15 protein-coding genes and 1 pseudogene are annotated in these 23,475 nt (G+C 58.1%); 7 read left to right on the top strand and 9 right to left on the bottom strand.

What is annotated here, in order from left to right:
- Nucleotide 1: 1 nt before the first annotated feature.
- The 4 genes from LAP85_15835 to LAP85_15820 all read right to left on the bottom strand — a co-directional run bounded on the left by LAP85_15835 (nt 2) and on the right by LAP85_15820 (nt 4,510).
- Complete coding sequence (locus tag LAP85_15835; protein MBZ5497874.1) at nt 2-1,144, bottom strand: DUF1972 domain-containing protein; 1,143 nt, start codon at nt 1,142-1,144, stop codon at nt 2-4.
- 97 nt (nt 1,145-1,241) lie between these two features.
- Nucleotides 1,242-2,435: an O-antigen ligase family protein gene (locus LAP85_15830; protein ID MBZ5497873.1), complete on the bottom strand. Its 1,194-nt coding sequence runs from the start codon at nt 2,433-2,435 to the stop codon at nt 1,242-1,244.
- Nucleotides 2,428-3,525: a glycosyltransferase gene (locus tag LAP85_15825; GenBank protein MBZ5497872.1), complete on the bottom strand. Its 1,098-nt coding sequence runs from the start codon at nt 3,523-3,525 to the stop codon at nt 2,428-2,430. Before LAP85_15825 ends, LAP85_15830 begins: the two co-directional genes overlap by 8 nt.
- Nucleotides 3,526-3,556: 31 nt before the next feature.
- A complete protein-coding gene (locus LAP85_15820; GenBank protein ID MBZ5497871.1) occupies nt 3,557-4,510 on the bottom strand; it encodes an SDR family oxidoreductase in 954 nt (317 codons plus the stop codon).
- A gap of 239 nt (nt 4,511-4,749) precedes the next feature.
- On the opposite strand from LAP85_15820, the gene LAP85_15815 reads away from it, so the two are divergent.
- From LAP85_15815 to LAP85_15800, 4 genes are all read left to right on the top strand, one after another.
- Complete coding sequence (locus LAP85_15815; GenBank protein MBZ5497870.1) at nt 4,750-8,019, top strand: glycosyltransferase; 3,270 nt, start codon at nt 4,750-4,752, stop codon at nt 8,017-8,019.
- Between the two features lie 140 nt (nt 8,020-8,159).
- Nucleotides 8,160-9,206, top strand: a complete 1,047-nt coding sequence (locus tag LAP85_15810) for a dehydrogenase (protein MBZ5497869.1) — start codon at nt 8,160-8,162, stop codon at nt 9,204-9,206.
- Between the two features lie 121 nt (nt 9,207-9,327).
- Entirely contained in the window at nt 9,328-10,029 is a 702-nt protein-coding gene (locus LAP85_15805) for a nucleotidyltransferase family protein (protein ID MBZ5497868.1), read from the top strand.
- Nucleotides 10,030-10,098: 69 nt separating this feature from the next.
- Nucleotides 10,099-10,440, top strand: coding sequence for a PAS domain-containing protein (locus LAP85_15800; GenBank protein MBZ5497867.1), 342 nt, complete (start codon nt 10,099-10,101; stop codon nt 10,438-10,440).
- Nucleotides 10,441-10,713: 273 nt separating this feature from the next.
- On the opposite strand, the gene LAP85_15795 is transcribed toward LAP85_15800, so the two are convergent.
- The 3 genes and pseudogenes from LAP85_15795 to LAP85_15785 all read right to left on the bottom strand — a co-directional run bounded on the left by LAP85_15795 (nt 10,714) and on the right by LAP85_15785 (nt 12,615).
- On the bottom strand, nt 10,714-11,502 hold the full coding sequence (locus LAP85_15795) for a DUF3592 domain-containing protein (protein MBZ5497866.1): 789 nt from the start codon (nt 11,500-11,502) through the stop codon (nt 10,714-10,716).
- 71 nt (nt 11,503-11,573) lie between these two features.
- Nucleotides 11,574-11,717: pseudogene (locus LAP85_15790) on the bottom strand (toxin-antitoxin system HicB family antitoxin).
- A 31-nt stretch (nt 11,718-11,748) separates the two neighbouring features.
- On the bottom strand, nt 11,749-12,615 hold the full coding sequence (locus LAP85_15785; GenBank protein ID MBZ5497865.1) for an SPFH domain-containing protein: 867 nt from the start codon (nt 12,613-12,615) through the stop codon (nt 11,749-11,751).
- A gap of 368 nt (nt 12,616-12,983) precedes the next feature.
- Here LAP85_15785 and LAP85_15780 point away from each other — a divergent pair, with 368 nt between their 5' ends.
- From LAP85_15780 to LAP85_15770, 3 genes are all read left to right on the top strand, one after another.
- Nucleotides 12,984-13,223, top strand: coding sequence for a hypothetical protein (locus tag LAP85_15780; protein MBZ5497864.1), 240 nt, complete (start codon nt 12,984-12,986; stop codon nt 13,221-13,223).
- A gap of 631 nt (nt 13,224-13,854) precedes the next feature.
- Nucleotides 13,855-16,359 carry a sodium-translocating pyrophosphatase gene (locus LAP85_15775; GenBank protein ID MBZ5497863.1) on the top strand — a complete coding sequence of 835 codons (2,505 nt, stop codon included), beginning with the start codon at nt 13,855-13,857 and terminating at the stop codon, nt 16,357-16,359.
- A gap of 608 nt (nt 16,360-16,967) precedes the next feature.
- Nucleotides 16,968-19,946 (top strand): hypothetical protein, encoded by a 2,979-nt coding sequence (locus LAP85_15770; protein MBZ5497862.1) that lies wholly within the window; start codon nt 16,968-16,970, stop codon nt 19,944-19,946.
- Between the two features lie 84 nt (nt 19,947-20,030).
- Here the strand turns inward: LAP85_15770 and LAP85_15765 are convergent, their stop codons facing one another.
- A complete protein-coding gene (locus LAP85_15765) occupies nt 20,031-22,043 on the bottom strand; it encodes an oligopeptide transporter, OPT family (protein MBZ5497861.1) in 2,013 nt (670 codons plus the stop codon).
- Nucleotides 22,044-22,150: 107 nt separating this feature from the next.
- The gene (locus tag LAP85_15760) at nt 22,151-23,188 is read right to left on the bottom strand and encodes a hypothetical protein (GenBank protein ID MBZ5497860.1); all 1,038 of its coding nucleotides are present in this window, start codon (nt 23,186-23,188) and stop codon (nt 22,151-22,153) included.
- Nucleotides 23,189-23,475 lie beyond the last annotated feature (287 nt).

Below are 23,475 nucleotides of genomic sequence, written 5' to 3'. Positions count from 1 at the left end.
TTCAGAGCTGATTTTTCTTCTGACTCCTGACTCCTGACTCCTGACTCCTGGTTTTCACCAGCGAAGCGAAGAGCTCCTCGTACTGCGAAACGACGCTATCCCACGAGTAGAGCCTCAGGGCGCGGTCGCGGGCTGCCTGCCTGAGGCCGGCATATTTGTCGGGAAAGTCCGCCACGTCCTGCAGGCAGTGCGCCATGTCTGCCATGTCGTTTTTACGGTAGAAGATGCCTGCGTCACCAAGCACCTCGGAGTTCTCCGGCGTGCCGTTGGCAACGATAAGGTTCCCCTGTCCCATGGCTTCGATCAGCGCCGGGTGTGTGCCTCCGACCTCTGTGGCATGGATGTAGCAGAAGGCATGCGCCTGCAGCTCCCGATAGCCTTCGCCATAAATCGCGCCTGGGAAGAGGATGCGTGGATCCTGGATCTGCTTGAGGTCTCGGATATAGTCGCGTGCGTAGGGGGCATCTCCGACCACAATCAGGCGTTTGGCGGTGAGCACCTTTGCGAAAGCGCGGACGACCAGGTGTGCGTTGTTCTCAGGTTCGAGACGGCTTACGTAGAGATAGTATTTTCCCGGCTCTACGCCCAGGGCGTCCAGCGTCGTCCGCCCATGCGGCTTTCCGGTGACGGCTCCATAGGGTATGAAGACCGATGCCGCGTTGTACCTCTCGCGATAGTAATGTTCTATAACCCGCGCATCGGTGACGATGGTGCTCGGGAACCAGACGGAGAAGTGCTCGCACAGGCGGTAGTAGCTCCGGCCGAGCCAGTTCCATTTCCGGCGCATGCGCTCGATGCCGTCAACGTTCACCACGACCGGCGTGCCGAAGACGCGGGGCAACCAGGCATAAATGCTGTTGGCTGCGTTGCAGATGAGGATGACATCAAACTGCAGGAAGATCGCGTGCAGGACCGACACGAAAGTGTGGACAACGGTGTCGGTGAATTTCCAGCGGAGCGTCGGCAGGACCACGAGGGCGACATTGCGGTGGCGCCGCAGCCCGGGTGGCACGTAGTGAGAGCGGCCGTAAACGGTGACGCTGTGGCCGCGGGCGGCCAGCCCGGCGCCGCACTCTTCGGCAAAGGTCTCAAACCCCCCATAGTTGGCAGGAATGCCCCTGGTTCCCAGAATGCCGATATTCAGCGGTTTCACTCCATCACCCTGGCAGATGCTGACGCACGTGATCGGTGATGGGTAATGAGTGGAAAGCGGACTTTCAGTCTAATGCGCCTGTCACTCATCACTCAACGCTCATGACTCTTGTCGCGAAAGGGGCGCTCATCATGAAGAGGAACAGAGTCAGTGGTTCGGTGTCGCCGATATTGTACTCGAACATCCCGGCGGCCATCAACGCAACCCAGCCGCCGATCGCCGCCACGCCCGCGAAGGCAGCCGGTCCTGCGCGGCCCGAGGATCGAAACACCCGGAACGCCTGCCAGACCAACTGAAACATAAACCAGAGCCAGAGTATGAGGCCCGGGATGCCCCGCTCTGCGGCGATCTGGAGGATATTGTTATGCATGTGCAGGTACATCCAATCCGGGAATTCGGATGTGCCCCGATAGTGAGGTGCCTCCAGGCTAACCCTCTGCCCCACACCGGTCCAGGGGTGGGCGCGGATCAAGCGGATTGAAGTGCCGATGAGCTCGATCCGGTTCCGCGTGTTTATGTCCTCAGGATTAAAACCGCCTTGCAGTCGCCGCTGGATGCTTGCCGGCGATATCAGATAGATTGCCAGGAGCAAGACGGCGAGGCCGAGAATGGCGCGCGGACGCTTCAGCACGAAGATTACCGCTATGCCCAGGGCAGCGCCCAGCCAGGCGCTTCGGGTCCTGGAAAGATAGAGTGCAGCCGCAAGCACCAGGCCGAGCGGAATCACCCATCGATGACTTTTCCAGCCGAAGATGACGGCATAGGCAGCCAGCGCGACCAGCACGAGCATGAGCGATCCGGCATAGGTCATCCAGATGCTCATGAATCCCCGGATCCGGTTCAGATCACCCCGGTTGGGATTAGCTAGGAATTGAGCCACCCCTGCCGCAGCCGAGATCGCCGCGACGGCGAAAGCGGCGTGGTAGATCCACCGGATCCTGTCCTCGCCCCGCGCATAGATTGGGACGATCCAGAGGAGCGAAAACAGCCAGAACTTCACGACGAGGGCATCACGCAGACTGCCGGATGCCAGGAGCGTCGCGGCAACCGTCCAAAGGAACAGCAGCAGTAGCGGCCACCGAATCGCCGCCGGCAGAGCGGCACCTTTATCCCACTTCCGCCACTGCAGAATGGCCGCAAGGATAGTGAAGGCAAGGAGTATGGCTGAAGCGGCGATCGAAACCAGCACCAATGAAACACCCCCTGCCACAAGCAGGAAGCACAGGCGTTGCGTCCAGTCTTCGCAAGACGGCGGGAAACCATATGCCCTCAGCCTAAACATGGACAGCCCCTGACGCAGGCGCCGCGCGGCGGATGAAGGACCAGCAGAGTTGCTCGATCTGCAGGATCATGCGCGGCAGAGCAAACTGTTTTTCGGCCCGCAAGCGGCCCTCCCTGCCCATGCGGAAAGCCTCGGCCGGATCGTCCCCCAGCCGCTGGATTGCCTGAGCCAGGGCAACCGGGTCCGCCGGAGGGACCAGCAGGCCATTCTCCTCATGCCGGATCAACTCCGGGATGCCCCCTACATCCGTCGCGATCACCGGCAATGAAGCTGCCATCGCGGAGAGGATAGCCGACGACAGCCCTTCCGAAAGGCTGGGCAACACGAAGCAATCGAATGATCCCAGGTATGGAATGGGCTTCTTCTGGAATCCGGCGAAATGAAAAGAATCTTCGAGGCCGAGGTCGCGCACCTGATTTTCAAGGTGCTGGCGGCAGGCCCCGTCGCCCACCAGAACGAAGCGCATGCGCGTGTGCACGTTGGGGATCAGCGCAGCCGCCTCGACAAGATAGCAGAGACCCTTCTCTGCACTGAAATGTGCGACCGTACCAACCACCGTCGGTTCACCCGGACGCTTCGCGTTGGAGCACTCCCGCTTGGTGTAGGGAGTCAGATCTATCCCCTCATAGATGGTCCGGATGCGGGAGCCGGGCACGCCGTCCAGCCGCAATTGCTGTCGAATGCTCTCCGAGACGGTCACAATACAATCAATCCCCCAATTGTACTTAAGACGCGAGATGAAGTTCTTTCTGAGAGGGAAATTGACGCGGCGAAAGATGATGCGTGCCTTCACCCCGGCAAAGCGCGAGGCCAGATTGCCCAGGAAAATGGGCCGCGGAGTGTTGAATGCCAGGACCTCCGGACGCACACGAGTCAGAATGGCCAGCAAGGGAACAAAGGATACCAGACCGGCCTCGCTCCGGATCGTGAGGGGATGAACGGTGACGCCGGCCTCGCGGGCGCGCTCCTCGAGGAGCGTCTGCGGGTGGCAGATCAGATGCAGCCGGTGGCCACGCACGATCAGCCCCCGGAGAAGCGTGAGCAGCTGATCCTGCCCGCCCCTCCAGACGGGTTCGGTGTCCACAAACAAAAACGACATCATCGAAGGTGGCCGCTGAGTTTCAGAGCTTTCTGTGAACACGATACCAGTCAATGACTTTGACCAGGCCTTCCCTCAGCGAGACGGCAGGCGTGTAATCGAGCACCCTCTCCGCCTTGGCTACATCCGCGACGGAGTGCCGTACGTCGCCCTGCCGTGCGGGTTCGAACGTCGGTTTAGAGCTGGTGTTCAGGATTCGGCTCATCTCGTTCACGAGCTGGTTCAGGCTCGTCCGCGTTCCGCACCCGATATTGAATACCTCGCCTGGAGCTTTCGGATGCGTTGCCGCGACCCAGTTGGCATCGACCACGTTGCTGACGTAGGTGAAGTCCCTGGTTTGTTCGCCGTCGCCGTAAATGACCGGCGGCACACCGGCAAGAAGCCGTGTGGCAAAACGCGGAATCACCGCAGCGTATTCCGATTTCGGATCCTGGCGTGGGCCGAAAACGTTGAAGTACCGAAGACAGACGGTCTCGAGTCCGTAGAGCTCGTGGAAGAGCCGGCAGTACTCCTCGGATACGACCTTGCTCAACGCATAGGGGGACAAAGCACGCCCCGTGCGCGTCTCCGTCTTGGGCAGGCCCTGGTCATCCCCGTAAATAGATGAGGAAGAAGCCACGACCACGCGTTTCACGCCGGCGTCACGTGCAGCGACGAGCACCGAGAGCGTGCCGCTGATGTTGGCCAGATTGCTCGCCTGAGGATCTGCAATGGAGCGGGGAACCGACGGGATTGCGGCCTGGTGGAAGACATATTGCACGCCCTCGAATGCCTTCCGCAGACGCCCGGTCTTGTTTATGTCAAACCGGTAAACCTGGACTCGATCGGGGACCCGATCCGCCCATCCGGCGAGATTCTGTTCCCGCCCGGTACTGAAATCATCTACGATCCCCACCTGATGCCCCTGGTTCAGGAGGTGTTCCGCGAGGTTGGAACCGATGAATCCGGCTCCGCCCGTCACTGCCACTTTCGCCATATTCTTCAACTCCGACGTTTAGCTACGGGACAGCATCGCTGCATGAGCGGATTATCTTAACAAAGATGTGAGAAGGCTGGAAGCACATATGGTTCCGCCCTCCCCAGTTTCGCCTTGCTTCCCTTGCGCCTCGGGGATAGAAATACAAAAGCCCCCGACATGCTGGCTGGTGATTCCGCGGCAGCGGATGCTATAGAGGGCGTTAAGGGTCGGGCGATTTTTGTTTGTTGGAGGCAGCAGTGGATTGCTCCGGTGAACGGTTTATTCCCCAACAAGCCGATCCTCTCGACGAGATTGCGGTCGAGCACCAGCAGAGATACCACTCTGTCACAGACCTCGTCCGGGGGAAAATCGTACTCGACGCCGGAAGCGGCGAGGGGTACGGCGTCCACTTAATGGCTGAGACCGCTGCCCGGGTAGTGGGCATCGATATCTCTCGAGATGCCGTCGAACATGCCCGCGCCACCTACGGGCGGCAGAATCTGGAATTTCAGGTGGGATCGGTGGACGCTTTGCCTTTTGAAGACGGCACCTTCGACGTAGTGGTTTCCTTCGAGGTGATCGAGCATCTGGAACCACAACTTCAGGCCGCATTTTTGCGTGAGGCGCAGCGTGTACTGAAGAGAGAAGGACTGCTTGTCATCTCGACCCCCAACAAGGCCGTTTATTCCGACGATGCCAATCAGCACAACCGGTATCACAAAAAGGAATTCTATGTCGATGAATTCCAGTCCTTTCTCAGTCGGACTTTCCCGCGAGTGATCCTTTTCGGGCAGAGTTGGTTCGTCTCGTCAGCTCTCCAAAAGCCCGTCTCCCGGCGTCTGGAGAACCTGAGGCTTTCGGACCGTGCCCGTTTCTCTCCCAAATATGTCGTGGCAGTGTGCGGGTCCACGGAGTTTGTGGACAAAGTTGATATTTCTTCGGTCGTAATTGACCAGGAACAGAAGTTGGAGAGATTGTGGGAGCGGATCCGCGAACTTCAACAGGACGTAGAGGCAAAGAACTCATGGGCTTCGTCGCTTGAACAAGACCTCGAAGGAAAGCGGGAACGGATCCTCGAACTTCAAGATGAGGTGGCATCGAAGAACTCGTGGGCTCTGTCGCTTGAACAGCATATCGACAGCATTGGCAAAGCACTCAATTATTACAAAGGTGAGGCTGAGGCTTTCGACGCAAGGCTCACGATACTCAATGCCCAGAATCAGTCTCAGTTAAACATCATTAAAAGCAGGGAAGCCGAGCTGGCTTTGTTGCGGACGGAACTGGAGCTCATCAAACAGAGCGACTTCTGGAAGGTCGCCTCCCGCTATTGGCGATTACGAGACGCCCTGTTGCCCCTTGGAAGCGGCCGCAGGCGGTTTTTAAGGCGGATTTTCAGCTTGTCGAAGGCCGGCGTGAGGGCCCTGGTGCAGTTGATTCGAGGAAAATCGCCGTGGTCCGTCGATAAAGCTCCGAGCGCGCCTCACAATAGGGAAAATGGTTCAGCAATTGCCCGGGAGAGCGGGAGTCAGGCCTCCAGGGATGATCTCCTCGGTAATGACAGGCCCGCTGAATTTGCCCGCATCGAGTTTATCAGGGAAGAACACCCCAAAGTATCGGTCATCATCCCGGCGTTCAACCAGTGGGTTCACACCTATCGATGCCTGAAGAGTATCCAGCAGACCATGGCCGGAGTGGCCTGCGAAGTAATCCTGGCAGATGACGGCTCCACGGATACAACCGTGCAGGCTGAGGAACTGCTGATCGGGATCGACATTTTGCGCGACGGGAAAAATCGCGGGTTTTTGCGTAACTGCAACTGGGCCGCCGGCCGTGCCCGGGCCCGATACCTCTACTTCCTCAACAACGACACCGAACTCCAGCCGGGCGCAATTCAGGCTCTGGTTTCGGTGCTCGACCGGGACCCCGCCGCCGGTATGGTCGGCTCGAAGTTAATCTTCCCCGATGGCCGGATTCAGGAGGCCGGCGGGATCATCTGGGCCGACGCCACCGGCTGGAACTTCGGCCGCGGCCAGGATGCCTCCCTGCCCGCCTTCAACTATGTCAAAGAAGTCGATTACGTGTCGGGTGCAAGCTTCATGATCAGGCGCGACCTCTGGAATGAGATCGGGGGATTCGATGATCAGTACGTCCCGGCTTATTGCGAGGACTCGGATTTGGCCTTCGAGGTGCGGAAGCGGGGCTTCAAGGTCGTCTATCAACCCCTGTCGGTGGTGGTCCACTTCGAGGGCGTTTCCCACGGAACTAATGTCTCTCAGCGCACCAAGGCGCATCAAATCAGTAACACCGGGATTCTGAAAGAGAAGTGGGCTGATGTGCTGGCGAAACATTTCCCGAACGGGACCAACATTTTCCAGGCCCGCGACCGCTCAGCCGGACGCAAATCGATCCTGATCATCGATCACTACGTCCCCCATTTCGACAGGGATGCCGGGAGTCGCACCATCTGGTCCTTTGTGCAGGCATTCCTCAAAATGGGGATGAACGTGAAGTTCATGGGAGACAACTTCTATCCGCACCAGCCCTATACCGAGATCCTCCAGCAAGCCGGTGTCGAGGTGTTGACCGGCCCGTGGTTTGCCGACCATTGGCCGGAGTGGCTTGCCGAGAACGGACGTTGGTTGGACTATGTCTTCTTGAGCCGGCCCCATATAGCGCCCAAATACCTTCGCGCCGTCCGGGCCCACACCAAAGCGCGCATTTTCTACTATGTCCACGACCTGCACTACCTGCGCGAGCTGCAATTGGCTGGGCTGCAGAACGATCCTTCCCTGAAGGTGCGCGCCGAGAAAGGGAAGACAGAAGAGCAGCGGCTCATGAACCGGATGGATGCGATCTTCTCCTGCAGCGACATCGAGGTCGGCATCATCCGCGGCCTGTGCCCGGCTGTGGATGTGCTCTATGTTCCCCCTTATTCGGTTGATGTGGACCCGGAGTGGGAGTTCAACACTTCGGAGCGTAACGGCATTCTATTTGTCGGCGGTTTCTCCCACCCGCCCAACGGAGACGGGGTGCTGTGGTTCGTAGGTGAGATCTGGCCGGCGGTTCAAAAACAGTTGCCCGGCGTGGTCTTCAACATTGCCGGGTCAGGCCCTCCGCGGGAGATACTGGCGCTGGCATCGGACGACGTGAAAGTGCTCGGATTCGTCAGCGACGAGCGACTCACAGAGCTCTACCGTACCTCGAGGCTGGTAGTGATACCGCTCCGCTATGGTGCCGGCGTAAAAGGGAAAACCGTGGAGGCCATGGCCCATGGAGTCCCCGTGGTAAGCACGGAATGGGGTGTGGAAGGAATGCCTGGGGTAGAGGAAATCCTCGATCCAGTCCAACACCGGGTGCCTTTGGCGGAAGCGATTATCTGCCTGTATAACGACGACTTTCGCCTCAGGGAGATATCAAAGCGAGAGCGCACTTATGTGGCGCGCCACTTCACCCTCGAAAACATACAGAGTTCATTTGTCAAGGCAACGGCACTCCGCAAGACCGCCGATGTTCAGGGAAATCTGTGACAGGGCTTTTAGAGCGTTCAAACCGCATGCACATTTGTTTGAACCTTGGCTGAGAGTTGGATTCAGTGGGGACAGGCTTCAGCCAATCAGGTTACACCAGTTATTCTCGAAACAGCAGCAACATTGATCGTGGGAGGATGATTGTGGCAATTAGATCTCGTGCTCCTCTTCGCTTAGGACTTGCCGGAGGGGGAACCGATGTGTCTCCCTATTGTGACCTCTTCGGCGGCGCCGTGCTCAACGCGACCATCGATCGTTACGCCCACTGCACGATTGAACCGCGCAACGACGGCAAGATCACGATTGAGGCGATGGATTTGGAGGTGCGGGAAAGCATGGATGCTGAATCGATCCTCGCCCCTACGGGGCCCCTCAAATTGCACAAGAGCGTCTACAATCGGATCGTCAGGGAGCACAATGCCGGGAATCCACTCTCATTTTCACTGACCTCCTGGTCGGATGCGCCGCCGGGGTCGGGACTCGGCGCCTCTTCTACTCTGGTTGTTGCCATGGTGGGCGCCTTCGCCGAGTGGCTGCGCCTGCCGCTGGGCGAATACGATATTGCCCACTGCGCCTTCGTCGTCGAACGGATGGATCTGGCTCTTGCCGGAGGTAAACAGGACCAGTATGCCGCCGCATTCGGTGGAGTCAACCTGATCGAGTTTTACGCCGATGACCGCGTGATTGTGAATCCGTTGCGTGTCAAGGACTGGATTCTCAACGAATTGGAGGCATCGCTGGTCCTATATTTTACCGGATTATCCCGGGAGAGCGCCCGCATCATCGACGAGCAGATAAAAAATACCCAAACCGGATCCGAACCCTCAGTTGAGGCCATGCATGCCATGAAAGCCGATGTCCGGCGCATGAAGGAAGCCATTCTCTTCGGGGATATCCGGCGATTTGCCGAAATTCTCGGGACCTCCTGGCAGGCGAAAAAGAGAATGGCCCATGGCATATCCAACGACCATATCGAGCAGATCGCACAATGCGCTCTGGCGGCCGGAGCCGTATCCGGCAAAGTCAGCGGCGCAGGCGGTGGCGGCTACATGATGTTCGTAGTCCCCCCCTGCCGGCGGTTGGCTCTGGTAAATGCCCTTGGCCGCAATGGCGGTGAAGTGATGGATTTTCATTTCACCAAAGAGGGGGTCACGGCCTGGCGAACCGGAAATGGCGCCTTTGACTGAGTCATGAGTGATGAGTATCTTTCATTCGAACTGTCAGAAGCGGCATTGACTCATCACTCATTGCTTGTGACTTATGACTGCTTTTTGCAGATTCTGACAGACATGGAGCTAATTGGCCGGCATGCCGGAGTTTGAAGCGATTGTTCTTGCGGGAGGATTGGGAACCAGGATCCGTTCCGTGGCGTCGGACCGGCCCAAGGTCATGGTGGATGTGGGCGGCCGCCCTTTCCTGGAAATTCTCCTGGACCGGATGGCGCAGAACGGGGTTGCCAGGACGATCCTGGCAACCGGTCACCTGCATGAGCTCATCAAAGAGCATTTCGGCGAACGCCGGGGCACGATGGCGATTCGCTATTGCGTGGAAGACCGCCCGTTGGGGACAGGCGGAGCAGTGTGGAAAGCTCTGAAGATGACTTCCCGGAATGACGTGTTCGTGTTTAACGGAGACACATTTTTTGACGTCGATCTCCCACGCTTCTATGAGTTTCATCGGTCCATGCGCGCTGACCTCACCTTGGCTCTCAAGCCGCTGCGGAACTTCGAGCGCTACGGCACGGTGGCTCTCGACGACGGCCGGATCACAGGGTTCCGGGAGAAGAAAAAAACCGCCGCAGGGTTGATAAACGGTGGCGTCTATCTGCTGAATCGGCAGGGGATTGAGCGCTTTGTATTTCCGGAAGAGTTCTCCCTTGAGACCGATTTTCTCGAAAAGATGGCCGATGAAATCACCATCGCGGGATTTGTCCACGACGGCTATTTCATCGACATTGGCGTGCCTGAGGACTATGCCCGGGCACAGCAAGAATTACCGCGGATTTCTTGAAGACATCAATTTTTTATTTTGGAGGTGCCTCGGGGGCGACCCCGGGGAGCCCTCCCGATAGGCCAAGTAATGACGAACCATCCTTGGGTGAAAGAGTTCCCCGTTGCGATTACGGTTCTGGATGCCAAAGGCGTCATCCTGGAAATGAACGATAAGTCGGCTGCGACCTTTGCCGCGGACGGTGGGATGAAGCTGGTCGGAAAGAGTGCGCTGGACTGCCACCCCGAGCCCTCTCGCACCAAACTGCAGCAATTGCTGCAGCACCCGAAGGCCAGCGTTTACACCATTGAAAAGGCGGGGGTGAAAAAGATGATCTGCCAGATCCCGTGGCAGCGCGGCGGGAAGTTTTCCGGCGTGGTGGAGCTTTCCATTGAGCTCCCCGCGGAAGTGCCGCACTTCGTGCGGGATTAAGGGAGTCTGGCCCGGTCGTGGCTCAAATCGAATACGCGGTCATGGGTGGATATGCGCTTGCAGGGTGGGGCGAAGTATGCGCAACTCGAGATATCGATCTCTCATGCCAGCATCATGTCGACCAGTTGTTCCCGCTCTGATTTCCGGGCGATCCCGATCGGCGTGCGGCCCTGCTTGTCGCCACTTTTTCCTTGATTGCTGCCCTTACGGCCGCCAGCTTCCCCGCACGCAAAGCTTCAACCAGTTTATTTTCCATGGTTATATGATAGCGCGTTAGTGCATCAATTTGACCAGAGGCGATGGGAACGGGTACGGCACGCTCCGGCGTGGATTTTCCGGATCATACAGGACCGTGATCCTGCTGCCGACCGCGGGTGGAATTTTCACCGGCCCGGCGGATCCGCGGGCGATGGCCCCGCTCAGCAGGCTGAATTCGTAGTGGTACTTCACGCCGCGCTTTTCCCCGTGTGATCCACGCTGCATCTCGCCATGTCTGGTGACAATACCCGGCGCCGGCCGGCCTTCGGCCAGCAGACGCCGTTGGCGCCGGATTAGGAGCAGGAGGAGCGGGCTCGATATCATCAACGAGCAAGCCACCAAGAACGGGACCGCGGGCGGTATCCGCTCCAGGCCCAGTCTCGCAGGATGATTTAGATCGGGGCGTGATGGAGCAAACCGAATCCGGATAGGGGAGCCGGCCCGCAACTCTTTCCAGATCCCAAGCGGGACTTCGACATTCCGGTTATAGTACCGCCCCCGGAAGTCAAAGCGGTACGAAATCCAAGGTTGCCTGTCCTCATCGCCTGCGCGCCAAACCCTGGTGACCACACCATCGGCGATTTGCCCTTCCCGCTGCAGCAGGCGAGCTTCCTGCGCACCCCGGCTTGCAGCAATGCCGAGGGCAACACCTGCCGTGATGCCTCCTGCCAAAAGGAGGACCGCAAGCACCAGCACCACCTTGCCCCCGGCGGTCAGCACGACCGCGCGCGGCCGCGCATGGTCGAGCCCGTTCGGAGGAGTCCAGTTGTGCTGCGGCTGCATGAGCAGGATCTGAGATTTCATATCGCCTACCCCTTAGGGCCGTGAAGCCGTTCCGGTTCGTCTCCGCCGGGCGGGACTGCTATCTCCGGCCGCAATCGTCCCGCCTGCCGAAGGGCAATGCGCAGCAGGAACTCGATCTGCGCATTCAGGCTGCGCATCTCGGCATCGGCCCAGCGCTGCAAGGCTTCGTGCGTCGCCGGATCGAGCCGGAGCAGGAATGTCTTTCGTGGTGCCATGTTGTTTCCAGCCGGAGAACCACTCCCGACTCTATTGATACAGCGTGCCGGTGTTGACAACCGGTTGCGCATCACGATCGCTGCACAGGACAACAAGCAGGTTGCTCACCATCGCTGCCTTCCGCTCCTCGTCGAGCTGCACGACCTGCTTCGCACTTAACTGGTCCAGCGCCATCTCGACCATTCCCACGGCGCCCTCGACGATCTTCTGGCGCGCTGCGATGATCGCACTCGCCTGTTGCCGCCGCAGCATCGCACTGGCGATCTCAGGTGCATAGGCCAGATGACTGATGCGCGCCTCGATCACCTCCACGCCGGCTTTTGCCAGGCGCTCGTGGATTTCATCGCGGAGCTTGTGGGAGATTTCCGCCACTGACATCCGCAACGAAATCTGCCCGTCCTGGTGAGCATCGTATGGATACGATGTGGCCAGGATGCGTACCGCCGCCTCGCTCTGCACGTGCACAAAATGCTCATAGTCGTCTACTTCAAAAACCGCTTCTGCAGTTTCCACAACACGCCAGACGACAACCGCCGCTATCTCGATCGGATTGCCGTCATGATCGTTTACCTTCAGCTTGGTGCTCTCGAAATTGCGCACCCGCAAAGACACCTTGCGGCGGTTGGTGAGCGGATTTACCCACAAGAAGCCCTGCTGTTTGAGCGAGCCCTTGTATCTCCCAAAGAGTTGGACCACCTTCGCCTCGTTGGGATTTACCGCCGTCAACCCGAACAGGCAAACGACCGTCGCTACCAGCACCGCAAGCGACAGGATGATCGAGAGGGTATCCAGATTCCGTATCCCACTCACAAGCATCACAATCGAAAGCGCCAGTACAACCAGCAGTACCAACAACATCAAGAAACCGTTAATGCCCTTGATTTCCTTTTCCCGCATCATGGAAAAGCCTCCTATGATATTGAAACGATATCATAATGATTTCACTGTTGTCAAGAACAGTTTTATGCTGATTGCTGGATTCGGGTTTGGAGCTGGCGGCATCTGCCAGTATCCTGCGCCCGGAAATGGTCGACTCTATTTGCTTGTTAGGGACCAGTCCCGTACGCGCCGGGGCGCACCCTGTGACGAATAAAAAGCTCATGTTATCCGGTTGGTGAGCGTCGGTATCGGGACCGATCCCGATCCCGAAACCGGTTCCGATACCGATTTGTCTATTTTCGCAGCAGAGGCAGACAACTTTTTTCCGACATCTTACGTCTAATGTGTGGAGGCAGGATGAAAGACCGGCAGGATCGGGGGACGATATGGCAGCCAACGCATTGAGTCTTGGCAACACGCGCTACCTTTTGTATGAGGCTATTATGGAAGAAATCCGCTCGTGGGCTGACCTCCCCAGGCGCATCTTTATGCAGGTTCATTATGCGGGAAAGAGCGTAGAGGAAATCGCTTCACAATCTGGATGCGATCCCCGGGAAGTATTGTCCATTCTGGAAACCCACGAGTCGAAACTCCGCAAATCCTTGAGGGCGTTCCGCGTCGACTAAAGCCGCCTTATTCCTCAGATCCCCTCCCCGACCAGGCAAATCTTCCGCATAGGCCTCCGTAACCGCCCTTCAGGCCGCTCACCGCAAGGTCAAATTCGTCAACGCATCGCGAACGTGCCTCGACATGCGACTCCGCAGCGACGGCGGATGCGCTTGCCCGGACCCCATTCGTCTTCTTCGGGTCATTCGTGGCTTGCTTTTTCTCACCGTCCAAATCGCAGGCTGCAATAAGGTCGGATTGACAAGGGCCTTGACCTTTTCATAAAATGAAGCATTTTTTTGATGTGGAGATGCCGATAGGGTGGTCTTGATACCCGGTAATCACAGATATTTATGGGAATGGGTAACTTCAAACCGATACTGACTGCCGGCGGCCGGAAATCCCGAGGCTGCCGGACTGATCAGATTATTCAGGACGCACAATCTTATTTGCTCTGTTACCGGTCCGAATCTCTCAGAGGATCACGGTTGGAACCGAAGTTATTGGGGCGTTACGTGGGCGTGGGACACATCATCGCTCAATGAGAGCGCAAGCTTCTATCCACAGCACTGGAGTCTGAAAATTCCTATGAAAAGTCTGAAACAGCTCTTTCTCCCACAGTCGCGGCTTCGGAGAAGCTATCTCCTGGCGATGATGGTTATTTTCGCCGCCGCCTACGTCTGGCGGTCGGTTTCGGCCCAGACCTCGGCTTCAGCGCCAGATGAGGTGAAACGGTTCATTCCATTTTCCCTCTTCACCGATCCAAAGTACTCCCCGATGGAAATCGCGTGTTTGATGACGGTTCTGGCGATTGCGATTTCCGGGTTGCTCTATGCGGTGCTTCTCGTCAAACAGGTCACGCGCGCGGATCGCGGCACGCCGAAGATGCAGGAGATTACCGCTGCGGTGCGCGAAGGAGCGAATGCCTATCTTGCGGCCCAGTTTCGCCGTATCGGTCCATTGATCATCCTTTTGACCATCCTGCTTTTCATTACCTATCCCGGCGCTGAAAATGCTTTCCGGTGGGGAAGAGCCTGCGCGTTTCTCGTCGGTGCCCTGTTCAGTTGGACGGTGGGGTTTGTCGGGATGCGACTGGCGACAACCGGAAACCTGCGTGTCGCCGCTGCCGCCACACGCAGCTACGGCGAAGCAATGCAGCTGGGCTACCGCACGGGAACGATCACCGGCATGCTGACCGACGGGTTGGGATTGCTCGGCGGCACAACGATATTCTTGATCTTCGGTGACAAAGCATACGAAGCGCTCCTCGGCTTCGGCTTCGGCGGAACCCTGCTCGCATTGTTCATGCGCGTCGGCGGCGGCATCTACACCAAAGCCGCCGATGTCGGAGCGGATCTCGTGGGGAAGATTGAGAAGGACATTCCCGAAGACGACCCGCGCAATGCCGCGACCATTGCGGACAACGTGGGTGACAATGTCGGCGATTGTGCCGGTATGGCCGCGGACATTTTCGAGAGCTATGAGGTGACGATCGTCGCCGCCATGATCCTGGGCATGGCGAGCTTCGGGCACAAAGGAGTCATTTTCCCGTTGCTCGTGCGCGGTATCGGCGTCCTCGGCTCCATCATCAGCACCTATACGGTAAAAGCAGGTCCGCACGATACCTCCGACACTGCTCTCCGCAGCGTGCACCGGGGGTTCTGGATCGGTTCCATGATCAGTGTGCTCGGATTCTGCGGCCTCGGTTTCATGTATCTTCACTTCGACAGCAGTTATCTGGCGATGAACCCGATGGCCAAGGCGGGATTTCCAAACGGCGACCCCTTGCAGCTCCGTTATTTTGCGAATCTCGGCATCGCAGGCCTAGATTTGCGTCCGGCATTGACGTGCCTCATCGGCGTTTTTCTTGCGATCGTCCTCAACAAGGTGACGAGCTACTACACACACACGACTCATGCCCCCGTCAAGAGTCTTGCCAAGTCGTGCCAGACCGGGCACGCCACCAACATCATTCAGGGTTTTGCCGTCGGTTATGAGGCCACAGTGGCGATGATCCTCGTCATCGCGGGCGCCATCCTGCTTTCGGTGCTCTGCTATGTCGGCACCCCTCCTCTCTTCGTCGCCTATGGAGTTGCGATGGCCGGCATCGGGATGCTGACCCTCACCGGCAACACCATTTCGATGGATGTGTTCGGCCCCGTCGCGGATAACGCCAACGGCATCGGAGAAATGGGGTACGACGCCCAGGAGATGGACCGCCGCAGCCCCGGCAGCTACAAGCGCGCGCGGCAGATTCTTGCCGACCTTGATGCTGTCGGCAACACCACCAAGGCGGAGACCAAGGGAATCGCGATCGGCTCGGCGGTCATTGCCGCTGTGTCGCTTTTCGCCAGTTTCATCGCGGTGATCGCCGTCGGCAGCGAAGATAAGATCAGCCAGATGCGCGTCGACCAGTATTTCGCTGTAGCCGGCAAGCTTACGGTTGCAGAGCCAATGGTCTTTATCGGGTTCCTGATTGGCGGCGCGGTGCCGTTTCTGTTCAGCAGCATGCTGATCCGGGCCGTGGGCCGGGCAGCCTATTACATCGTCAAGGAGTGCCGGGAGCAGTTCCGTGACGCTGCAATCTGGGCGGGCACCAAGAAACCCGACTATGGCCGTGTCGTCAATATCTGCACCAACACGGCGCAGAAGGAACTCATCGGTCCGGGTCTGCTGGCAATTCTCACCCCAATCCTGGTGGGCTTCCTGCTTGGCCCGTATGCGCTTGGCGGGTTCCTGGGCGGCATGATTCTCGTGGGACAACTGCTCGCGGTGTTCATGGCAGATGCCGGCGGAGCCTGGGATAATGCGAAAAAGATGATTGAGGATGGGATTTACGGCGGCAAAGGCTCGGATGCGCACAAAGCAGCCGTGACCGGTGACACCGTCGGTGATCCCCTGAAAGACACCGCCGGGCCCGCCATCAACCCGCTGATCAAAGTGATGAATATGGTCAGCCTGCTGGCATTGGGACTCATCCTGGCTTACAACGTATCGGTACCCCATGCTTCACCGGCAGGGAATCCCTTCGTCCATCGCCTCATCGGTCTCGTTGTCATATTGGTCTGCGCTGCCGCCATCGGCTGGGCAGTGTGGCAGAGCAAACGGGAGGGAGGAGACATCACACGCCTTGAAGCAAAGAAGACCGCCCCATAGCTCCCGGGGCCCGGCTCTGCTGGATGCCCGGGTGACAACAGAAAGCGCAGGAGCACGTCGGGGAGCACTGCTCGCGACTCGACCGCTATCTTCGCCGAAACTGGCGGGGACGGGTGAAGCCCGCCACCACTTCATCTCGATACCAGCGAAATCGCCCACAAGTACGATCCCACTGACGACGGAAAAGAAAGCCTCGACAGGCTCGTCGTCGGGAAGAAAGTACCCGTGCGCACACCACGGTAAGGATGCGGCTGGAGAAGATCCGTCGGACGATCCTCTGGCGTGATGGGCTGGAAACCGGTGTGGCACTTGTCGCCATCCTGATTTTCGGAGGCTTGTTTTGGACGGTCTGGTGACGGCTCATTCTCAAATAGCCTGCGTCAAGCTGTTAAGGCCCGAGGCAGTTTTCATGCGGCGTGCCATTTTTTGATTGAATTGCCGCAACGACCCTTTCAATAATGGCGCCTGATCCGGTTGCCGGCGAAGATCGTGGACGTTCCGGCGATTCTCGCTCCAGGTGAGGATGGCAGCCCCTGCAAGAATCTCCAGTTGCTCCACCGCCCGGCAAACGGGGCATCGACCTCATAATCTTTGGATGGAGACTATCGATGAAGATCAACGGCAGGAATATTGTCCCGATCATGTTGGCCACGGTCATTGTGGTCGTCCTGTCAGGTTCCGTAGGCGGCCAAATCCAAGACCAGAATCTGACTAATGGCTTCAAGTGGCGCAACATCGGGCCGTCCAACATGCAGGGTCGCATTTCAGATATCAAGGCGTTGGACAATGATTTTGCCACGGTTCTGCTGGCTGGGGCCTCCGGCGGGGTCTGGAAGTCGACCAATGCCGGCACGACCTGGGAGCCGATTTTCGACAGGTATGGCTCGGCATCGATCGGCGACACCGCCTTTTTTCAGAAAGATCCGAACATCATCTGGGTTGGCACCGGCGAGGAATGCCCCAGGAACAGCGTCGCCTGGGGAGACGGCGTGTACAAGTCCACTGATGGCGGCAAGACGTTTACCCGCATGGGGCTGGAAACCACGCAAACCATCGGACGGATCGTCACTCATCCCACGGATCCGAATGTTGTTTATGTGGCGGCTGTCGGTCACCTCTGGGGGTATACGGGGGAACGCGGTCTGTTCAAGACCCTCGACGGCGGCAAGACCTGGCAGAAACTGACCGGCGGTCTGCCCGACGATGGCAAGACGGGTGCGATAGACCTGGCCATGGATTCCTCCAATCCTAACGTTCTTTATGTCGCTCACTGGCAGAGGTTGCGCCAGCCCTGGAGGTTCGATTCCGGCGGGCCGAACGGGGGCATCTTCAAGACCATCGATGGGGGAAAGACCTGGAAAAAACTCACCAAGGGCCTCCCCACGGGTGATATCGGAAGGATCGGTATCGCCATTGCCCGTGCTAATTCCAAGGTGCTGGAAATCATTTTGGAACACAGTTTCCAGCCGCCCCGGACTCGTTCCCAGGATGGTCAGGCGCAAGACAATCCCGACTATGCCGACATGACCAAGCTCGGCTCCGGAATCTACCGCTCCGAGGACGGTGGTGAATCCTGGGTGTTCATGAACCGGATGAACAGCCGCCCGTTTTATTACAGCCATATTTACCTCAATCCATTGGACGACAAGCTTGTCTATGTGGCGGCCACGAGCCTTTCTTATTCCGAAGACAAAGGCAAAACATTCAAACCCATAGAAGGCCTGCATCCTGATTTCCACACCATGTGGTTTGATCCGACGAACAAGAACCGTTTCTATGTGGGGCAGGATGGAGGTGCGGCACTGACCTATGATCACGGCAAGACCTGGGTGTTTTATGACAATCTCTGCCTGGGTCAGTTTTACGCCGTCAGCGCCGACATGAGGGATCCTTACTATGTCTATGGCGGACTGCAGGACAACGGCACCTGGGGCGGGCCATCCATGTCCCGGGAAGGGGTGATTCTGAGCGATTTCTGGTTCAACATCGGCGGCGGCGATGGGTTTCATACTCAAAACGACCCGATCGATTGGCGTACGGTCTACGGCGAAAGCCAGGGCGGAAGCGCCCAGAGAACCAACGTGGAAACACGCGAATCGCGAGGCATCAGCCCGAGAGGAACGAACAACATCGTAAACTATAATGACTACTACCCGGCAGGAGCTCCCGCGCAAGTGCAGGGCGGCCGGGGCGGGAGGGGCGGATCGCCTCTTCGTTTCAACTGGAGCACGCCGATTCTGATTTCCCCACATAATCCCCGGACGATCTATATCGGCGGAAATCATCTTTTCCGGTCCTATGACAGGGGGGATCACTGGCAGATTGTCAGCCCCGATCTGACCACCAATGATTCCGAAAAATACGGCAGGCCGAATGGAGGATTGACTTCGGAAACTACCGGCGCTGAAACGCATTGCACGATCATCACTGTCTCTGAATCTCCGCTCACACCGGGGCTCATCTGGGTGGGCACCGATGACGGCAACGTCCAGCTGACGCGCACCAGCGGGGCCACTTGGTCCAATGTGCGGGATAACGTTACGGGTGTCCCCAAAGGCCTTTGGGTAAGCAGCGTCGAATCCTCTCATTTCAATGAAGGAACCTGCTATCTGACCTTCGATGGCCACCGCAGCGACGATTTCAAACCCTATGTTTTCAAAACGGCCGACTACGGCAAAACCTGGACAAACATTGCCGGGAACCTGCCCGACCACGGCCCGGTTTACGTAATCCGTGAGGACCCGAAGAATAAGAACCTGCTTTTCCTCGGCACCGAGTTCGCCGTCTTTTTCTCGATCGACGGCGGCAAGACCTGGACCAATCTCTCCCTGAACATGCCCACCGTCGCGTTTCATGACCTCCTGATCCACCCGAGGGACAATGACTTGATTGCCGCGACCCACGGACGTGGCATCTGGGTCATGGATGACATCTCCGCCCTCGAGCAAATGGACAAGGTCGCCGATTCCGATTCCTATCTCTTTGACAACAAGCGCTCCGGCACGCGCTGGCTCACCATCCGACGGGGAGGCTATGGCCGCGGGGATCTGTTCTTCAGAGGTGAGAATCCGCCTCAGGGTGCCCTGGTTCACTTTTATTTGAAAAACAAGCCGGAAAGCCCAGCCACCGTTGAGATCACCGATATCTCAGGGCAACGCAAGACGACATATATCCTGGATGAGGAAGGGCCTGGGATTACCCGCATTGCCTGGGATTTCCGCTTCGATCCATCCCAGACGTCAGTGCAGCAAATTGCGGGCCCTCTCCGGAAACAACTGGAGGCGGCCAGCCAGAGGAAAGACCTGACACCGGAACAAAGAGATCTGCTGATGAGATCCCTGACGCGACTTGACAAGTTCGGGACGAACTACAGAAAGGTAATGGAGGTTCAGCGCAGTGTCGGCCCGCTCTTGGGAGGAGGGGGCCGGGGCGGAGGCTTCGGCGGCGGTTTCGGTGGTTTTGTAGGCGCCGGGTCGCCCATGGCGGAGCCGGGAACATACGCGGTAAAACTGACCGTGAACGGGAAGACCAGCGTCGGTACGGTAACGGTCCGCCTGGATCCGATTCAGTCCGGCAATCAGCAGTAATTGCACAGGGCTGTCGAAAAACCTCAACGCAGAGTTCGCTGAGACCGCGGAGAGTTGAGGTGTCTTCAATCTCTTTATAGGTTCCTATTCTTCCTTCATGCGGCGCATTGAATTGAACCACAGGTAGAGGCACAGACCGACAAACAGAAGCGCCGAAATGCACTGCGACCAGATCTCATTGTCGTAGAACGGTGTCTTGATCTTATCCTCCGCGTACCAGGGGAAGAGGCGGAAGGCGGCACCGAAAACGCCTCCGAGGGCGCCTCCGGCCATGAGGCCCGAAGCGATGATCACGCCCCGCTCGCGGATGGTGGAACCACGACGACCACCGATCCTCTCGGATCTCTTTCCGACCCAGTGCGCAAGAAAACCTCCTACGAGGGCCGGGGTATTCAACTCGAGCGGCAGGTACATTCCGAGAGCAAACACGAGGGCGGGCGCGCCCAGCATTTCCATCAGGAGCGCCGTCATGGCGCCCGCGCCGAACAGGAGGTAGGCCACAGGCTGGCGGCTCATGAATCCCTCCACGAGTGCTTTCATGATGGAAGCCTGGGGCGATGCCAGCACCGCACGAGCGTCACCGGTTGCCGCCTCGCCAAACTGATAGGCCCGTGCCAGCAGAACGATGGTCAGGCCCGCGGCAACCGAGGCGGCGATGACGCCGAGGAACTTCACCTTCTCCTGCGCCGCAGGTGTTGACCCGAGCCAGTAGCCGGTTTTGAGGTCTGTAATCGTCTGGCCCGACACGGACAGCGCCGTGCAGACCATGCCCGCAATCGCCATTACAAAAAACATGCCGGTGGCGCCGGAGAGCCCGAACTTCAAAAGGACCACCGACGAGATGATGATCGTCAGCATGGTCATGCCGGAAACCGGATTCCTGGCGGTCGTGGCAATGGCATTGGCAGCCACCGATGCAAAAAAGAAAGAAAAGACCAGAGACAGGATCAGGCCGGCGACGACGATCGGAATCGAAGTGCCGAGGTTGCCCAGGAAAACGGCTTCGGCGAGTGCGCTCAGAACAATCCCGATGAGAATGGTCATGACCGTGATGTCCCGGTCCGTTCTCTGCAGCGCTCTCTCCTCGCCGCGGCGAAAGGCGCGCACCGCGATGGCAAACGAACCAGCGACGACTTTCAGAGACTTGATGATGCCGAATATGCCTGCCGTGGCAATCGCCCCCACGCCGACGAACCGGACATAGCCGCGGAAAATCTGAGTCGCCGTCATCTGGGCGATCGGGGTGGTTGCCGGATAGACGGCGATCTCCGGGAATTCCCGGCCGATCATCCATATCAGGGGCACCAGGACAAAATTGGCCAATACGCCCCCGGCACAAAGCACCATCGAGGAGCGCAGCCCCATGACATAACCGAGCCCGAGAATAAAGCTGATGGCGTCGAAGCTGAAGACCATCTTGGCGCGCTCGGCCAGGGTGCGCACCGTACCGATGAACTGAAAATTCACATACTCTTTCCAGACCTGGAACGTGGTCACAAAAAAATCATAAACGGCGGAAATGGCGGTGGCTTCGAGCAGCAGGCGCGCCTGTGAGCCGCCTTTTTCGCCGGTGACGAGCACCTCGGTGATGGCCGTGGCTTCCGGATAGGGAAACTGCCCGTGCATTTCGCGAACGAAGTAGCGCCGGAGAGGGATCAGGAAAAGCACACCCAGGCAGCCGCCGGCGAGGCAGATGAAGATCGTCTGCACCGGATGGGGATCCAGCTTGAGGATGTAGAGCGCCGGGAGCGTAAAGATCGCACCCGCCACGACGCTGCCGGAAACACCGCCGATTCCGGTCACGATCACGTTCTCCAGCACGCTTGAGCGGCGCCGGTACACACGGGCAAGCCCGATGGCCAGGATGGAGATGGGAATGGCGGCCTCCATGACCTGTCCCACTTTGAGGCCGGAATACGCGGAGGCAACGGTAAAGACTACACAGAAGAAGACTCCCCATCCGGCGGAGCGCCAGGTTATTTCGTGGAGCAGAGCCTTCGCCGGGACCATGGGTTCGTAAACCGCGCCTGCTTTCAGCGGGGTGTAGGCGTTTTCAGGGAGGGCGTTGGTTTCGGTGGCTTCCGGGGCAAATTGCATCACACCTCCTACCGTAATTCAGGTTTGCGTCTACAGGCACCGATGCCAAGTGCGCCCAGCATACATCGTAAAAGCCGAGCCGCCAATACGCGAAGATGCCAAAAAATCTATGCTTTGTCGGCTTCTTGGCCTCTTCGCGTCTCGGCGGCCGATCCACGCTCCTTATCCATGCCGCACTGCATACATTCGGCCAGACACTCGCGATAGGATTGATAAACTGCCCAGGGGATATCTTCGCGGATCCGTCCGCCGGCAAGAGGGATGTAGCGGCCGGATTGCATCAAAGGAATGACGATTTCACGCAAACGATCTTTCATTGGTTCAGAAGCGGCAGACCGGAGAATGCTCAGTGGGATGCCGCCGATCAGCCCGAGGCGCGGGCCGAATTGATGCCGGAGGTTGCGGTAGTCAAGCTCTGGAATCTCGGCTGCCTCTGAAATCCACAGCATGGTGACACCGGCTTCGAGCATAGAGGGAAACAGTCTGGATGTGTTCCCGTAGGTGCTGGCGAGGAAGTGCTCGCATCGGTGCTCTCTGGCAACAGCGATTATCCTTGCTAAGGCAGGCATCACGAACTCTTCAAACATGGCAGGCGAAATCAGCGGTCCCTTGTTGTCCGAGATCGGCTCGCTCAAGTAAATGAACTCCGGGTCGATCCCGCGCAGGGCCATATCCAGCATGCGCGCGCAGAAGTCGCCGTACATTTCCATCCGGTCCCGCACTCCGGCCGGATTCTTGATCACAGCGTGCAGAACCTGTTTGAGCGTCGGCCAGTCCTCCACCCCCAACGCCTGGAAGAAGCCCCGATATGCCCAGACGCAGACTATGTGGTCGCGATTTTCGAGTCGCCGCACAGTTTCGGTCCAATCCTCAGGAAATCGCTTACGCGAGATATGGAAGGCGCGGCGGTAATCCTGAACGGAAAGGCTCATGATCCGGCCGAAGTAGTTCGGATGAAAAGTCAGGTCCGGCCCCACGTTTTCATGAGGTGTCAATCCAAAGACTTCCAGGTGTGTTCGGCCCGCAGGCATGCCTTGGTCGCGCCACAACTCCAATACCTCGTCACGTACCCCTTCTTCCAGCAGCGGAGGCCGATCCACTGTTTCTCCGCAGAGCAAACGCCGGAAGCGATCCCTCTCGTTCATGACCCCTCGCGAAAAACTAGCTTCGAACTGCCTGGCGCGGCAGTGCTTAAGCCAAATAATCCCACCCCACCCCGGGCATTGTGCAGAAAAAATGACGGCAAAGACACCAAAACAACCAACAAAACAGGCTCTCCTGCCGTCTTCGCGGTTTAGCTCAGTCCGCCAGGTCTAAGCCCACCGCCTTTCAGGCGGTCAGCTTTCAGCTCAAATATAATAGAATGGGGGCATGGTCGAATACAGGCACAGCGCGCACGCGGTCTACGACATCAAGTATCACGTGATTTGGA

Source organism: Terriglobia bacterium (assembly GCA_020072565.1).
GTDB lineage: Bacteria > Acidobacteriota > UBA6911 > UBA6911 > UBA6911 > JAFNAG01.
The sequence above is the reverse complement of the archived record's forward strand: the minus strand, read 5'-3'. Positions and strand labels throughout refer to the sequence as shown.

Excerpts from the sequence above, each read along its gene's own strand:
- LAP85_15830 (MBZ5497873.1), bottom strand. The coding sequence starts at position 2,435 with ATGTTTAGGCTGAGGGCATATGGTTTCCCGCCGTCTTGCGAAGACTGG.
- LAP85_15820 (MBZ5497871.1), bottom strand. The coding sequence starts at position 4,510 with ATGGCGAAAGTGGCAGTGACGGGCGGAGCCGGATTCATCGGTTCCAAC.
- LAP85_15805 (MBZ5497868.1), top strand. The coding sequence starts at position 9,328 with ATGCCGGAGTTTGAAGCGATTGTTCTTGCGGGAGGATTGGGAACCAGG.
- LAP85_15800 (MBZ5497867.1), top strand. The coding sequence starts at position 10,099 with ATGACGAACCATCCTTGGGTGAAAGAGTTCCCCGTTGCGATTACGGTT.
- LAP85_15795 (MBZ5497866.1), bottom strand. The coding sequence starts at position 11,502 with ATGAAATCTCAGATCCTGCTCATGCAGCCGCAGCACAACTGGACTCCT.
- LAP85_15785 (MBZ5497865.1), bottom strand. The coding sequence starts at position 12,615 with ATGCGGGAAAAGGAAATCAAGGGCATTAACGGTTTCTTGATGTTGTTG.
- LAP85_15780 (MBZ5497864.1), top strand. The coding sequence starts at position 12,984 with ATGGCAGCCAACGCATTGAGTCTTGGCAACACGCGCTACCTTTTGTAT.
- LAP85_15775 (MBZ5497863.1), top strand. The coding sequence starts at position 13,855 with ATGATGGTTATTTTCGCCGCCGCCTACGTCTGGCGGTCGGTTTCGGCC.
- LAP85_15770 (MBZ5497862.1), top strand. The coding sequence starts at position 16,968 with ATGAAGATCAACGGCAGGAATATTGTCCCGATCATGTTGGCCACGGTC.
- LAP85_15765 (MBZ5497861.1), bottom strand. The coding sequence starts at position 22,043 with ATGCAATTTGCCCCGGAAGCCACCGAAACCAACGCCCTCCCTGAAAAC.
- LAP85_15760 (MBZ5497860.1), bottom strand. The coding sequence starts at position 23,188 with ATGAACGAGAGGGATCGCTTCCGGCGTTTGCTCTGCGGAGAAACAGTG.